We start from the raw sequence: 14,762 nt of genomic DNA on the forward strand, positions 1-14,762 counted from the left end.
AGAAAAGAGGTGTTAACATGAGTTCTTTTACATTTAACAATCAACGAAAAACCTTTGTTCAAATAGAAAAAGGATGGAAAAGACCGACATGGGCACCATTGAAGAGAAATTTATTAAAAGCTCCTAATTATCCAGGAGCTAGATTACTAAATACAGAGACTGATATTCGTGTTCTTTCTATTCCAGTCGGAATTATTGTTCCTGATGGATCTGATTTAGAAAAATTGAAAGAAGAAATTGCGGAATGGCTTATTACAGAACAACCAACAGAGCTTATTTTTGATGTAGAGCCAGATAGAACTTATTTAGCTGTTGTTGATGATGGTTTTGATCCAGATGAATTTGTCACGCTAGGTCAAGGTGTTCTTAAATTTATTTGTCCAATGCCTTATAAATTAGGACCTACTCGAACAGTAGATTTTCAATCAGGTGCACGTGGGTTAACGGCAAATGTTCAAAACGAAGGAACTGTTCATTCTAATCCTATTATTGAGATTGACATTACGAAACCAAACACTTTTTTAGATGTATGGTTTGGCGGGGGATCCTTAAGTGATCGAGATTATTTTCGTATCGGTATGCCACTAAAAACTGTGGAAAAGCCTGTAGAAAGGAATCAGCGTATAGTATGGGATGAAATGGCTACTACAGTCGGATGGAGTAAAGTCAGTGTAATGGAAGATGGTGAGCCAGTCGGTGAAATGAAATCAGATAAATATCAATTTTATTGTTCTGATTTCGGTACTGGAACAGGTAAAGGATGGCATGGTGCAGCTGTTAAAAAGAGTATACCTGGTGGTCCAGTACAAGATTTTATTATGCAAGCCTACGTTACTTGTAAGAGTAAAAAAATCAATGAAATGGGACGAGTTGAGATAGCAATACTCGATGAAAATAGTAAGGTACTTTCAAAAATTGCTATGAACGATCTCTATTGGCAAGCTGAACAAAATTTTGGAACGATGGTTATCGGATATGATAACAAACCAGGGAAAACAGGGCTGATTTATGAGAGTGGTGATTATCCGAATACATGGAATCAATATTTCGGTCGATTGTGGATAGCTAGAACGGGGAATGTGTGGGAAGCGTATATTTCAAAATTTCTTCCTGGGACAGAAAAAGATGATTCAGAACGTTTCGCGCGGTGGACTGATGAAAATAACTATCATATGGAAAAAGCAGCTCAAATACAGATTAGCATCATGCAATGGCAAGATGTACCGCCAGTAGAAGCGATGTCAGTTAGTGATTTGAAGTTTTGGAAAGTGAATTTAAATACGAAAAACACACCGCCTTATATAGTAGATGTTGGCGATAAAGTTGTAATTGATACAGAAAATAGTCATGTAACGATTGAAGGGAAGGATGCGATTAATATTAAGGACATTTTCAGTAATTTTCCTGTCATTAATAAAGGTACTAATACACTAGAAATCATGCCTTCTGATATCGGAACAGCAAAGGTTAAATATAGGGAGCGGTTTAGATGAGAACACCAAGTGGAGTCTTACATGTTATTGATTTCAAAACTAGTCAAATCGTTTCAGCTATACAACCAAAAGATTACTGGGATGATAAACGGCATTGGGAAATCAAGAATAATATCGATACTTTGGAGTTTAAAGTATTTGATAACACGAAATATGCATCCACACTTATGCAACAAAACCTAGTATTAAAAGAAGTAAGGGATGGGCGTATTGTTCCGTATATAGTCACTGAAGTAGAAAAAGACCCTGACGATAGATCCGTAATTACTTATGCATCAGGTGCATGGATTAATCTTGCTAAAGATGACTATATTCGTCCACAGAAAATTGAAGGTAAGACAGTAAATGAATTTATGGACATTGCTCTTGTAGGTACAAAATGGAAGCGTGGTAAAACGGAGTACGCTGGATTTCATTCTATGACTATTGACGAATTTATAGATCCATTGAGTTTCTTAAAAAAGATCGCTTCCCTATTTGAACTAGAAATTATATACCAGGTTGAAGTGGTTGGTTCTCAAATTACAGGTTGGTATGTAGATATGGTAAAAAAAAGAGGAAGAGAAACAGGTAAGGAAGTCTCGTTAGGTAAAGATTTAGTTGGAATTAAACGTATTGAAAATTCGCAAAACATTTGTACAGCTTTAATTGGCTTTATCAAAAAAGAAGGTGGAGAAGTTCTCACTATCACAGATATAAACAAAGGTATGCCATATATTGTGGATAGCGATGCTTTTCAACGTTGGAATGAAAAAGGTAAACATAAATTTGGATTTTACACTCCAGAAACAGAAGAAGATATAACACCAGAACGATTGTTGACTCTTATGAAAACAGAGTTAGCAAAACGTGTGAATACTTCTGTTTCTTATGAAGTAAATGCACAAAGTATTGGTCGGGTATTCGGACTAGCTCATGAGCTTATTAATGAAGGCGATACAATCAAAATTAAAGATACAGGTTTTACGCCTAAATTATATCTTGAAGCACGCGTTATCGCGGGTGATGAATCTTTTACCGACCCTACACAAGATAAGTATGTATTTGGTGACTATCGGGAGATTATTGATCCTAATGAAGAATTGCGTAAGCTTTACAATAAAATTCTTGCTTCTTTAGGAAATAAAGCCAATAAGGAATTATTAGAACAACTAGAAAAGTTATCTGAAGAAGCAAAGAAAGAATCTCAACAAGCTGTTAAAGAGTCACAAGCCGCTAAGGATATATCAGAGCAATTAAAAGAGAACATAGAAAATAACATGGTGGATATTATCGAAGCTAAAAATCCACCAACAACAGGTCTTAAACCAAACAAAACATTATGGCGTGATGTTAGTAATGGCAAGCCTGGTATTTTAAAAATATGGACAGGTACAGAGTGGGAATCAGTTGTTCCAGATGTGGAAGAAGTAAAGAATGAACTTGAACGTACTAACGACTCGTTACGTTCTAAAATCAGTGAGATTCAAATGAAAGATTATGTAGGAGCACTTGGTAGTACAAATCAATTTTTCAACACAGAGTTTAAGAAAAAAACAGTTGATGCTAATGGTAATGTAACAAATGAGGTTGCTAGTACCGATAAGTGGACAATAACAGGAGTTGTGTCAGGTGCTACAGTTACACCAGTAACAGACAGACGCCACGACGGTTATAACTCAGTAAGAATTGTAAATACAGGGATTGCAACAAATAGTTTGACTGGTATTATTCAAAGTGTTGGAGCGTCACAAAATAGTGGTGACTACGTGTTGTCTGCATGGGTTTATGTAGTAGATAAAAGCTTATTAGACCAAGGAGCGTGCGTTAAGCTTCAATTCTTTAATGGCTCAACCGCATTGGGTTACGCGCAAACTGAAATAAAAGATTTGTTAGTTGACGGATCATGGGTGTTAGTTAGCGTAACAATTAAAGCCCCTGATGTTGCTATAACACGTTTACAAGGTGATATATTTGTACGTCGTAACGGTAAAGTGTGGATATCTCAACCACAGCTACAGCAAGGGAAAGAAGCTTCTGTATACATGCCAAATCCGAAAGACATTACCAACTATAAAGAATTGGTGGACCTGGTCGCCGATAAGATGGCTAAGAGTGAGTTCGATACTGCAACAAAAAATATGTGGACACAAATCAATCAGAATACAGGAGAAATAGACCTACGAGCGAAGGCGACAGAAGTTTATTCGAAAAAGGATGCTGATAACACATTCGCTTATGTAGTCGATATGGAAGCGGCTATTAATTTAACAAACCAAAATATTAACTCTAGAGTTAAAAAAGGCGATGTTATATCCCAAATTAATCAATCGGCAGAAGAAATTCTAATCCAGGCAGGTAGAATTAATTTAAAGGGTTACGTAACAGCCGAACATATCAAAGGACAAGTTTTAGAAGGAGTGACTTTAAAGACTACGGGGGGTTCCGAACAAAGATATATACAAATTAATAAACAAAACATACGTCTATATGATAAAAATGAAATACGTGGATTTTTAGGTTTTTATGATAGATCAACAGACGGAGGACTCCAGCCAACTTTTATTTTAGGGCGAGACAGTGCGCAAGGGTCAATGAACGGTTCATTTGCACTTACACAAGTAACTCCAAGGGTAAATGGAGTAGAGGATTTCGACACATCATATGCAACTCTAGGTATGGTTGCATACTATAACCCTACTACAAATGAATTTTCTAGAAGTTCACAAATTACATTCTATCGTGATGGCGGACATATGAATATAAGTGCTGATGGAAGGCTTAATTTACAGTCTAAAAATGATGTTTATATAGGAACAGAAGGTCTTGCTGGAACTTATGGTGGTCGTGTGTATGTAAGTGCGGCTAGTTACGCATGGGTAAAGGCTAACAAAGAAGTATATATCGAATCTGGTAACGGGAACTGGATTTTTTCAAAAACTAACAAACCTAATGACCAAAATGCACCCCGTATAAAAGACGATGATATGAATGCTGATTTTAGGCTTGCTTATGTTCTAATGAGGTCTTCTCACGTTTCTGGGTATCAAGGTTTGCTTCAAATTAAGAACATTGATGGTAGCGAGTTTAGGGATGTAGAATGTAGGAATCTAACTGTTAACGGGAATTTTTACAATAAATCTACTGAAGAAATTAAAGCAAATATAAGAGATTTATCATTTGATCCTTTAGAAAAAATTATGTCTTTGCAAACGAAGAGTTATAACTTAAAAACTGACGTAGAAAAACTGTATCAGATGAGAGAAGAAAAAGAAGAAGGAGCACCACCGTTAACAACAAACGAAATCCCACTGCACTATGGCTTTAAAGCCGAAGATACAGACGAGGTTTTCAAATCAGAAGATGGCAAAGCAATTAATTTATACGGTACATTATCTATTACTGTTGCAGCTATGCAAAAGATGGAGAACAAATATAAATCAGAAATGGAACAAATGAACAACAAAATAGAAGCATTAGAAACGTTAGTCCAAAAATTAATAAATGAGAAATGAGAGCGGCAAATATAAGCTGGTCTTTTTTATTTTGCATAAAGGAGTGATTTTATGACATTCAAAACACGTGAAATTACAGTAGATTTAGTAAATGATGTATCTATACCAAATATCCGATTTTCACAAGGTGACGAGAATTCAGCTAAATTAATATTAAATTTAACAAATCAAGGACAGGAATTAGATTTAAGCAAGGCAAAAGCGGTTCGTATTACATTTAAAAAACCAGATGGAAAGACGGTGTTTCAAGAAGATTGTCAGCCTATTAATGCAATGAAGGGCAAGTACCAAATTATTTTAAAAACACAAACATTAGCAGCAGCAGGAAATGTTTTAGGACAGGTTCGTATTATAGAACCCGATGGGAAGCTAGATGCAGAACCGTTTGGATTTTATGTTAAAAAATCATTCTCTGGTGATGAAGCGATTGAATCTACAGATCAATTTCCGATTATCGAACAAGCTATTGCAGCAGGAAAAAAACTTGAGGGCAAAGATATTGACGGAATCATTGCAGCAGGTGCGAAGGCTGATACAGCAATTGACCAAATTGGGATTTTATCTGGAAATGTTGTTGAGGCTAAGGATCGACTGAATATTGGTGTTGCTAAGAAAACAAATCGAAGACCGCTTATTTCTTTTATTGATGATGATGGGAACATAAAAGTTTACACATTGTTGTACGAACTAATGAAAGAATTGAAATTTAAACTGACATCTTGTGTAATAACTGGAACCGTTGGTACTAGTCAAAATCAGGTGACTGAAGCACAATTAAAAGAAATGCACGATTCTGGATTGCTTGAAATAACTTCACATACACATGATCATGCGTATCTAACGAAATTGTCAGAGACTGAAAGATATAATAATTTAAAACAAAGTAAAAAATGGCTCAGAGCTAGAGGGTATGCAGATGATATTTTAGTATACCCTTACGGTGACATGAATGAAGCTGTTAGAAATACATCACAGAAACTATTTAGAGCTGCTGTAAATATCGATGATACCACTCATAAAATTAATTATCCTGCATTAAAAACGTTCGCATTAGATAGAGTATACGTGGATTATGGGATTGATTTAGCAAAACAAAAGATAGATGAAGCAATTGCGAATAACGGTTGGGTTATTTTCGGAATGCATTGTCATTATCCAGACTTTGATATTAACGTTGTTAGACAAATTGTCGAGTATGCAAGATTAAAAGGTGTTGAGATTGTTAGTGTTACTGAAGGCTTAAACGCTATGGGTAATATCGTTGAAATTGGCGATAGTTATGAAAAAGGAAAGCCGAATACTTTTGTTATCGATTGTGATGGAGTTACTTATGGTAACGATAGTCCTCAAGTCGTGTATCGCAGCGGAATCACCAATAATAGCGTTCCAACTGATTTTCCTATCAATAAATCGACAATAACAACAATCGGGACAACAAACACCGCAGGATTTCCTACTGGATCAGGTGGAGTCGTTATAACACATTTGTATGGTACTGAAAAAAGTTTTCCTTGGACATATCAAGAATGGTATCCAATTGCATCAAACGACAAGTATATTCGTTATTGGGATAGACACACCACAGCATGGAGCGCTTGGAAAAACGCATCGATTAAATTCAATACATCCGGCACGAATGCGTACACTAATTCATCATTAATTACAGACTTCCCAGCAGGAGAAGTAACGGTAACAATTATTAATGCAACAGGGTCGAATGGATTCCCAAACAACAAATCAGGAACTTTAACTACTTACAGATTCAGTGATGCTTGGGCACGTCAAGAATATAAAGTTCATCAAAGTAATGACGTGTACCAAAGATATATTAATAGTAGTGGTGTATGGTCTGCTTGGGAATTGATTAATCGTATGGAGTATTTAGGTATCGATGCATTAACTGTAAATACTTTAATGAGCGACAATGTAATACCAAGCGGAAAGGTTTCCTACACTCAAATCGGTTCAAGTGGTACAACAGGATTCCCTGTAGAGTTTGGTGGGATGTTATTCACAAATAAATTATATCCTAGTTCTGGTTATCAAGAATTTACACCTAATGCTTCTCAAACGACAAAGTATATCAGACGATGGAATGGTAGTGCATGGACAGAATGGTTAAGAGTAGGTGGAGGTACAGGAACGACAGCTCAAAGACCAAATAGTGCTTATGTCGGCTACATGTATTTCGATACAACTTTAGGTAAAGCAATATGGCTTAAAACTACCCCGAGTACTTGGGTAGACGCTTCTGGAACTACTGTTTAAAACTGAACAAAATACGGCTTTTATAGATTAAGAGGGGCACATAATGTGTTTCTCTTTTTATTTTGAAAGGGGATGAGAACAGTGGAAGATGCAATTTTCAATTCAGTCATTCAGCAAGGAGCATTCGCAGGGTTATTTGTGTGGATGCTTTTTACTACGCAAAAAAAGAATGAACAGCGTGAAGTACAGTACCAAGCAGTCATTCAAAAGAACCAAGAGGTTATTGAAGAGCAAGCAAAAGCCTTTGGATCTATTTCTAAAGATGTAACAGAAATCAAACAAAAACTATTTGAAGGAGATGTTCAGTAATGGAAATCAAAAAAATGTTAGTACCAGAAAGTCGTTATTCAGTTTTATGCCCGAATGCAATGAACCCAACGGAAATTACCTTCCATAATACTTATAATGATGCTACAGCATTAAACGAACGTAACAATGTTGCTAATAATAGTACAGGCACTTCGTTCCATATAGTAGTAGATGATAAAGAGGCTATTCAGTTACTTCCGTTTAATAAAAACGGTTGGCATGCAGGTGACGGCAATGGACCAGGTAATCGCCATAGTATCGGGGTAGAGATTTGCTATTCTATGTCCGGTGGAGAAAGATATCGTAAAGCTGAATTGAATGCAATTCAAGTAATTCGTCAGTTAATGGATATGTTCAATATTCCAATTTCTAAAGTTAAAACACACCAAGAAAGAAACGGAAAGTATTGTCCTCATAGAATGATTAATGAAGGGCGTGTACAATGGTTTAAACAACAATTAGTTTCTGGTTCTGGTGAAACAGTTCAAGTTCCGGAAACGCCACAGATTCCACAACCATCAATTACAAGTGGGACAGGTATTGTTTATATTACTGGTAAAAACGTGAATTTACGTAAAGGGCCAGGTACTCAATATGATTCAATTAGAAAGTTAAATGCACCTGAAAATTATAAAGTATGGGGACGTTCTGGCGGATGGCTTAATTTAGGTGGCGATCAGTGGGTTTACGAAAACTCAGAATGGTTATGTTTCGAAGCGGATGGACAATCATCCACAACTTCGCGCCCTTCAAATGATGGTGTAGGGGTAGTTACCGTTACAGCGGATGTATTACGGGTTCGTACTGGTCCAGGAACAAATCACGGTATTGTAAAAAATGTGTGCCAAGGCGAAAAGTATCAATCATGGGGATATAAAGATGGTTGGTGGTGACCAATGGGTTTCAGGTGAATATATAAAATTTGGAAAGTAAAACATACTATAAGCAAATGAAGCCTATGTGTATGTGAAGTGAAAACAAAACAGCGCACTCTGGACTAGGGAGTACGCTGTTTTGCGGTTGGAAACATCATATGTCAAAGAAAACGAATGTACACTTTTAGTGTATGTAACCAAATTTCAAATATGACACTTAACATAAAAATAGGAATTAGCGTAAGTACATATTTATATTTAGGTTGAAATAACCCTAAGGGTAGACATACTATGTAACTGCAAATGAAACCTATGTGTATGTGAAATAAAAATAAGAGCCATCAAATGATGGCTTTTTTTATTTCTATAAATTTACTTTTGGAGAATAATTTAGAATATAAATTCGGAGGTGTTTTGATTTTACAGGTCCGTTATTTAAAGCTCATTATAAAGTACGCTAAGTCATATCCTACTTTTATTAAGCCTGCACCTACAATGAGAGATAAGGGGTATTTAATGAATGGATTTCTTAAGAAATTTTTCATAGTATTCAATTTGAAACTCTCCAATCTATTGAGATTTTAACAGGAAATATAATTTTCATAGTAATTGTGAGTTTTAATTAGATTTGATTGAAGTATGTATGCTTATTAAATTGAATTCAACAGGTAAATATATACAACGGTAAATTAAGGAAACATAAATCATTGTAAATGCTTGATTTTACAATGATTCGTACGTTGCTTTATTTGAAATTACCTTTGTCTGTGGACTTTTTTGAGGTTTTAATTTTTGTGCGTACATGGTAATTTTGATTTGTCTCCTGTTGTACAATTTTTAAATATCAAAATAAGCGAGGTATTGGATAATGAATATATTAATAATTAATGGTTATCAAGAACATGAATTTAGCAAAGGTGAATTGAATTTTTCATTAGTCAACGTATACTTAAATCATTTAAGACATAAGCATAATATTCAATTAAGTAGTATTATGAATTACAATATTATGGAGGAAAGAAATAAATTTTTATGGGCAGATCTGATTATTTATCAATTCCCTATTTATTGGTTCTCTGTACCAGGTAAACTAAAGTTATATATGGATGAAGTATTTGAATATAATCAATTTTATAGTTTTGCGGATAAATATGGTGCTGGTGGGTTAATGAAAGGGAAAAGCTACATTTTATCTACAACTTGGAATGCACCTAAGCATGCATTTAAAACAGAGGGAGAATTTTTTAGCAATAAAGATGTAGACGATGTACTTCTTCCAATCCATAAAACGATGCAATTCTGTGGATTTACTAAACGTAAGTCAATTTCATTCCATAATGTAGTTAAAGATCCTCAGTATAAAGAGTTTGAAAATCAATTAATTGAATACATTAAGGTGGAATTATAATGTTGTGTGTTATTAATTTGAAAAGCAAAATGGATATCGACGTACAAGAAAAGTTTTGTGAACAAGTTCCGGCATATGGATCCAAACATACCATCTTGATTGCCCCTACTTTACCTATCAAAAATAACAAGGGTTCAGCTGAAATTATAAGTCAAAATATCTCTATAAAAAAAGAATAGTAGGAGAAATTTCTCCTAATGTTTTAAAAAAATTAGGGATAAACTATACAATGGTGGGTCATTTAGAAAGACGTAAAGCATTGAATGAGGATATTTCCATTATAAAGCAAAGATTAGAAAATGCTTTGGATCATAATATTGTTCCTATACTTTGTATTGGTATTACCAATAACCCTAAGGAAATTGTTGAGGAATTGAACAGTATCCTTAAGGACGTATTTCTAGAAAATAAAAAGGTAATTATTGCATATGAATATATAGAATCTACAATTAAAGGCACTAAATGTTACAATGAGTATGAAATTATGTGTATTTTTAAAGAAATTAAGCGATGTATGAATGAGTTAAAACATCATAACTTTAATTTTGAATATCAATGTCTGTTTGGTGGCTGTGTTGGATTAGAAGAAGCTCAAATGGCTAAAAACATAGGGTTCGATGGTATTTTAATAGGAGATCGATATTCTTATTTTGATCCTATTAATGAAATGATAAAGGTGTGGGGTAATGAGCAACTACCGGAAAGATATAATTACTCATAAAGTAAAAGTAAGTAATAATATAAAGAAGTGTATAGATGAACTTTATATACGACAATTGTATCATGATAACGATAAGATAACGAATGATATCATTTTTTATTCATATGATCAATACAATGACGATTTAAGAAAAAAGGATTTTCATTCAAAAGAATATAAGGAACTTTTAAATACTAAATTGTGTCAAGCTATTGAAATTCATTCGCAAAACCGACACCATTTTAATGCAGTACAATGCAAAACTGATTTTTCAATAGATTTAATTGATGTATTGGAATTAATTTGTGATGTAAAGGCTGCAATTGAACGTGATGTGACATTAACTCAAGAAGAGAGTGTTGAACTTTTACAAAATGCTTTAATTGATATCAGAAATTTGCCAAGTGTTAATGACTTAATCAGTAATACAATTAACAATTTATTTAGTGCGATAGGAGATTACAAATGCAAAAAGTAGCTTTAGTTACAGGTGGATCAAAAGGGATTGGTTCAAGTGTTGTTGAAAAATTAGCGGAAGATGGATATTTGGTTGTTTTACATTATTTTCAGAGCGAAGGACCAGCGATGTCACTACAAAAAGATATAAATGCTCTTAACTATACAGGAAATGTAGTTTGCATGAAAGCTAATTTATGTGATGAACTAGAAGTTATCGAACTTATAAGCAATATTATTGAAAAATATAAAAGATTAGATATACTAGTGAATAATGCTGGCATAACTAAAGATAATTTGATTGTAAGAATGAACAAATCGGATTTTGATTTGGTTATTAACACCAATTTAACGAGTGTCTTTATAACGTCCAAATTAGCGGCGAAAGTGATGATTAAACAGAGGCAGGGTAAAATTATAAATATTAGTTCTGTTTCAGGATTATCAGGAAATGCAGGACAAACCAATTATTCAGCTTCAAAGGCTGGTATGATCGGTTTTACTAAGGCATTAGCTAAAGAGTTAGGCAAAAAAAACATTCAGGTAAATGCTGTTGCTCCAGGTTTCATTGTTAGTGATATGACAGATAGTTTACCAGAAAATATTCGTAAAGAATACTTAAAGCGAATACCTTTAAATAGGTTCGGATCCCAAAAAGATGTCGCGGAAATGGTCACCTTTTTGGCATCTACAAAAAGTGATTATATAACAGGACAAGTTTTGACTGTTGATGGCGGATTGAACATGTAAATATAAGGAGATAAAAATTGTGAAAAATATTTTAGTAACAGGTGGAGCTGGATATATAGGTTCCCATACAGTAACAGAATTGATAGATCATGGTTATAATGTAGTTGTTGCAGATGATTTGAGTTCAGGGAGCAAGGCTGCAATTGATTCTAGAGCAAAATTTTATGAATTAGATGTAACCAATCAAGAAGAGTTTTCTCAAATATTTCAAAATGAAACGATTGACGCAGTTTTACATTGTGCAGGTAAAATTATTGTGGGAGAAAGCATGGAAAAACCGTTAGAATATTATGAAGCTAATGTTACAGGCTTAGGGAACGTACTAGAAATATTGGTAAAATATAAGGTTGATAAAATTATGTTTTCATCTACTGCATCCGTATATGGAAATAATTGTTTTGATAGTAAAGCTACTGAAGAAACGTCAGTTGCAGCCATCAATCCTTATGCAGAAACTAAATATGCAGGTGAAAGATTAATCCATTGGACAGCTTTTCGAAATAACATGAGGTATGTTATTTTTAGATACTTCAATGTGGCTGGTGCGTCATTAGATGCTTCAAATGGTTTAAGAGTTAAAAATCCTACACATATTATTCCTAATGCAAATAAAACTATTTTAGGTGAAAATGATGTTTTACAAATTTTTGGTCAAGACTATGATACAGAGGATGGGACATGTATCAGGGATTATATTCACGTTTTAGATTTAGCTAGAGCACATGTTATGGGGATGGATTACCTTTTTGATGGACATCCTTCAGATTTATTTAATATCGGTACAGAAAAAGGCTTTTCAGTTACAGAGATTGCCAAAGCTGTTGAGAAAGTGACTAATACAAAATTGAATTTCATTTATGTCGGCCGACGCGAAGGAGATCCTGCAAGTGTCTTAGCTGATTGTACAAAAGTAAGAAATAAGCTGAGGTGGGAGCCTAAATATACCTTGGATGATATCATTCTTTCAGATTATAACTGGAGAAAAAAATAAAGTTTTTAAAAGAGGCTTGTTTTAAAAACAGGTATTCATCAAATGTACGTTTCGATAAAAACATGTAGCATTATTGGAAGCCACCTTTGCGAAAAACTTCAACATGTAGATATTAATGGTTCCTATATGCACGTGAAGTAAAAAAAATCCGACTCTTATGATATGAGTCGTTTTTTTTTGTATTTCTATGTAATTAGAATTTACTTTTGGACAATGCCTTTAATATTGGATTAATGATTTTACTCAACAAACGAAATCCCCTAAATATCGATCGAACAAACAACCTTCATATAATCGTCCCCTTTAAATTAAGTAAATCATACCAATTTCATACAAAAACTGTAAATGTTAGTTTGTAATTCATTGACAAAACAGAACAATCGTTCTATTATTTATGTACAAACAAACGTTCTTGTGGAGGCTGTCAAATGAATCATTTACTTAACTATTCGTTCAATCAAAAAATACCAATTGAATTAATTTATTTAAACGGTTCAGGAGATTTGTCTCAGAGAACTGTAATTATTAGAAAGATATATGAAGATCGTATATTAGTGTATTGCATGCAAAAGCAACAAGTTAGAACGTTGAAATTAGCTAACATACTATCGGTTGATAAAGTGAGAAATAACTATCAATATGCTTAAAAATACATAATGAGGTGATGCTACATGTCAACAGCAATTCCAAAACCACCAAAGAAGAAAAGTGCTTCAAAAAAAGAACCTAGACCATGTATGGATGAATTCGAACAACAAGAGGCTGCTGAATTGATTCAATTGGCAGTACAAGATGATACAGAATTAGTGTTTACGGTGTATAGAAAATATAAAGAACCAGATATTATCAAAGGGAAAATCGTTAAACTTGAACAACAAATGGGTAGAATTGTAGTGAGTGATGGACCTAATATGATACATAAAGTTCAGTTTATGGATATTTTAAAAATCGAAACGCCTAGTTAATTAAGCTGGGTGTTTTTTTATTTGGTCATAAAATCCCCATCAAAGTAAAACTTGTCCATTAAGTTATTTACAATCCCGTTGAAATAAGCAAATTTGCCCTTATTCATTTTTGTGCCGGCTTTAATTTTCATAACAAATTCTTTAATAGCATTTAAGCCAATAGTAAGCTCTTGTTCTTTAATAAATGCTTTATCACCTGTAGAGAAGTTTGTAACTTTATTGCACTGTCTTACGACCTTCCACAGTTCTTGAATTGTTCTAGATTCACTGTAAAAAGAGCGAACTAAGGAAATAAAACGTTCTGGTACCCAGTGAGCTACGAAATCAGCTTCTTTAATGTTTTCCTCAGGTGTAGTACTATTCTCATTACTATTACGTTTGTTTTTATCTTTTATATTTTGTTTTAAAGAAACAGGGGTTGTTTTAATGGTAGGACACTTTGTAGGACTTTTTGTATCTACCTTGTTGGACACTTCTTCCACAATTGGTTGAATGATAATAGCGTTAGAAGTTTGTAACATATCCTTTGTACGCTTCATTGCTACCTGTTTAATCATCTCTAAATCCACAAGTTTCCTCATTAAACGTTGTACAGTTTTATATGAAACTTCCATTTTTGTAGCTATTCTATTTTTGCATAGGAAACTAACACCTACATATTTGCAGCTGTGGCGTTTTAAAATTTCAAGTAATGCAATTAGTTTAGATTGTACGTCAGTACGTTTAATAGACATACGGATAGCGTCACGGTATGTACGTACAGTTTTATTTAGTTCTTCTACTTCTTTAAACGTAGAAAGGTTGTTATAAGATTCTTCACTTGCTATAACATCGATACGAATTTTCATTATTCGGCTCCTTTGTTAAAACAAAAAAGCAACGTCACCAATGTGGTAAACGTTGCTTAAGAAACCCTTCATGATGTACAATAACTCATGAGAGTATGGCAAGTGTTTACCTGGTTGTGTCAGGTGGACGGTATATAAAGTGTTGGCGCACGATATATACACGCTGTGCTCTTTTGTTGTATTTGTTATTTCCGCCCACATTTCG

Annotated in this window: 13 protein-coding genes and 1 pseudogene; 13 read left to right on the forward strand and 1 reads right to left on the reverse strand. The window is 34.0% G+C overall.

Annotated elements, in window-relative coordinates; genetic code table 11:
* Window positions 1–17 precede the first annotated feature (17 nt).
* The 13 genes and pseudogenes from CDB3_RS07425 to CDB3_RS07485 all read left to right on the forward strand — a co-directional run bounded on the left by CDB3_RS07425 (window position 18) and on the right by CDB3_RS07485 (window position 13,709).
* A complete protein-coding gene (locus CDB3_RS07425) occupies window positions 18–1,493 on the forward strand; it encodes a distal tail protein Dit (RefSeq protein ID WP_128853953.1) in 1,476 nt (491 codons plus the stop codon).
* Window positions 1,490–4,987 (forward strand): phage tail spike protein, encoded by a 3,498-nt coding sequence (locus tag CDB3_RS07430; protein ID WP_128853954.1) that lies wholly within the window; start codon window positions 1,490–1,492, stop codon window positions 4,985–4,987. The genes CDB3_RS07425 and CDB3_RS07430 overlap by 4 nt, the downstream gene beginning before the upstream one ends.
* A gap of 51 nt (window positions 4,988–5,038) precedes the next feature.
* Window positions 5,039–7,255: a BppU family phage baseplate upper protein gene (locus CDB3_RS31590; RefSeq protein ID WP_179139676.1), complete on the forward strand. Its 2,217-nt coding sequence runs from the start codon at window positions 5,039–5,041 to the stop codon at window positions 7,253–7,255.
* A gap of 81 nt (window positions 7,256–7,336) precedes the next feature.
* The gene (locus tag CDB3_RS07440) at window positions 7,337–7,564 is read left to right on the forward strand and encodes a BhlA/UviB family holin-like peptide (RefSeq protein ID WP_236735545.1); all 228 of its coding nucleotides are present in this window, start codon (window positions 7,337–7,339) and stop codon (window positions 7,562–7,564) included.
* Window positions 7,564–8,497, forward strand: a pseudogene (locus CDB3_RS07445) (N-acetylmuramoyl-L-alanine amidase). The gene CDB3_RS07440 and the pseudogene CDB3_RS07445 overlap by 1 nt, the downstream one beginning before the upstream one ends.
* 810 nt (window positions 8,498–9,307) lie before the next feature.
* Window positions 9,308–9,847 carry an NAD(P)H-dependent oxidoreductase gene (locus CDB3_RS07450; protein ID WP_128853956.1) on the forward strand — a complete coding sequence of 180 codons (540 nt, stop codon included), beginning with the start codon at window positions 9,308–9,310 and terminating at the stop codon, window positions 9,845–9,847.
* Window positions 9,847–10,026, forward strand: a complete 180-nt coding sequence (locus CDB3_RS07455; RefSeq protein ID WP_128853957.1) for a hypothetical protein — start codon at window positions 9,847–9,849, stop codon at window positions 10,024–10,026. The genes CDB3_RS07450 and CDB3_RS07455 overlap by 1 nt, the downstream gene beginning before the upstream one ends.
* Before the next feature lie 8 nt (window positions 10,027–10,034).
* On the forward strand, window positions 10,035–10,568 hold the full coding sequence (locus CDB3_RS07460) for a triose-phosphate isomerase (protein ID WP_256869683.1): 534 nt from the start codon (window positions 10,035–10,037) through the stop codon (window positions 10,566–10,568).
* A complete protein-coding gene (locus tag CDB3_RS07465) occupies window positions 10,534–11,025 on the forward strand; it encodes a DUF5662 family protein (RefSeq protein WP_128853959.1) in 492 nt (163 codons plus the stop codon). The genes CDB3_RS07460 and CDB3_RS07465 overlap by 35 nt, the downstream gene beginning before the upstream one ends.
* The gene (gene fabG, locus CDB3_RS07470; protein WP_128853960.1) at window positions 11,013–11,753 is read left to right on the forward strand and encodes a 3-oxoacyl-[acyl-carrier-protein] reductase; all 741 of its coding nucleotides are present in this window, start codon (window positions 11,013–11,015) and stop codon (window positions 11,751–11,753) included. Before CDB3_RS07465 ends, fabG begins: the two co-directional genes overlap by 13 nt.
* 19 nt (window positions 11,754–11,772) lie before the next feature.
* Entirely contained in the window at window positions 11,773–12,744 is a 972-nt protein-coding gene (gene galE, locus CDB3_RS07475; protein ID WP_128853961.1) for a UDP-glucose 4-epimerase GalE, read from the forward strand.
* A gap of 428 nt (window positions 12,745–13,172) precedes the next feature.
* Window positions 13,173–13,391: a hypothetical protein gene (locus CDB3_RS07480; protein ID WP_128853962.1), complete on the forward strand. Its 219-nt coding sequence runs from the start codon at window positions 13,173–13,175 to the stop codon at window positions 13,389–13,391.
* 24 nt (window positions 13,392–13,415) lie between these two features.
* Window positions 13,416–13,709: a YolD-like family protein gene (locus CDB3_RS07485; RefSeq protein WP_128853963.1), complete on the forward strand. Its 294-nt coding sequence runs from the start codon at window positions 13,416–13,418 to the stop codon at window positions 13,707–13,709.
* A 17-nt stretch (window positions 13,710–13,726) separates the two neighbouring features.
* Here CDB3_RS07485 and CDB3_RS07490 read toward each other — a convergent pair whose 3' ends face one another.
* On the reverse strand, window positions 13,727–14,557 hold the full coding sequence (locus CDB3_RS07490; protein WP_128853964.1) for a helix-turn-helix domain-containing protein: 831 nt from the start codon (window positions 14,555–14,557) through the stop codon (window positions 13,727–13,729).
* Window positions 14,558–14,762 lie beyond the last annotated feature (205 nt).

It is taken from the genome of Bacillus sp. CDB3, from assembly GCF_002081505.1.
In the GTDB taxonomy this organism is placed as follows: domain Bacteria; phylum Bacillota; class Bacilli; order Bacillales; family Bacillaceae_G; genus Bacillus_A; species Bacillus_A cereus_AT.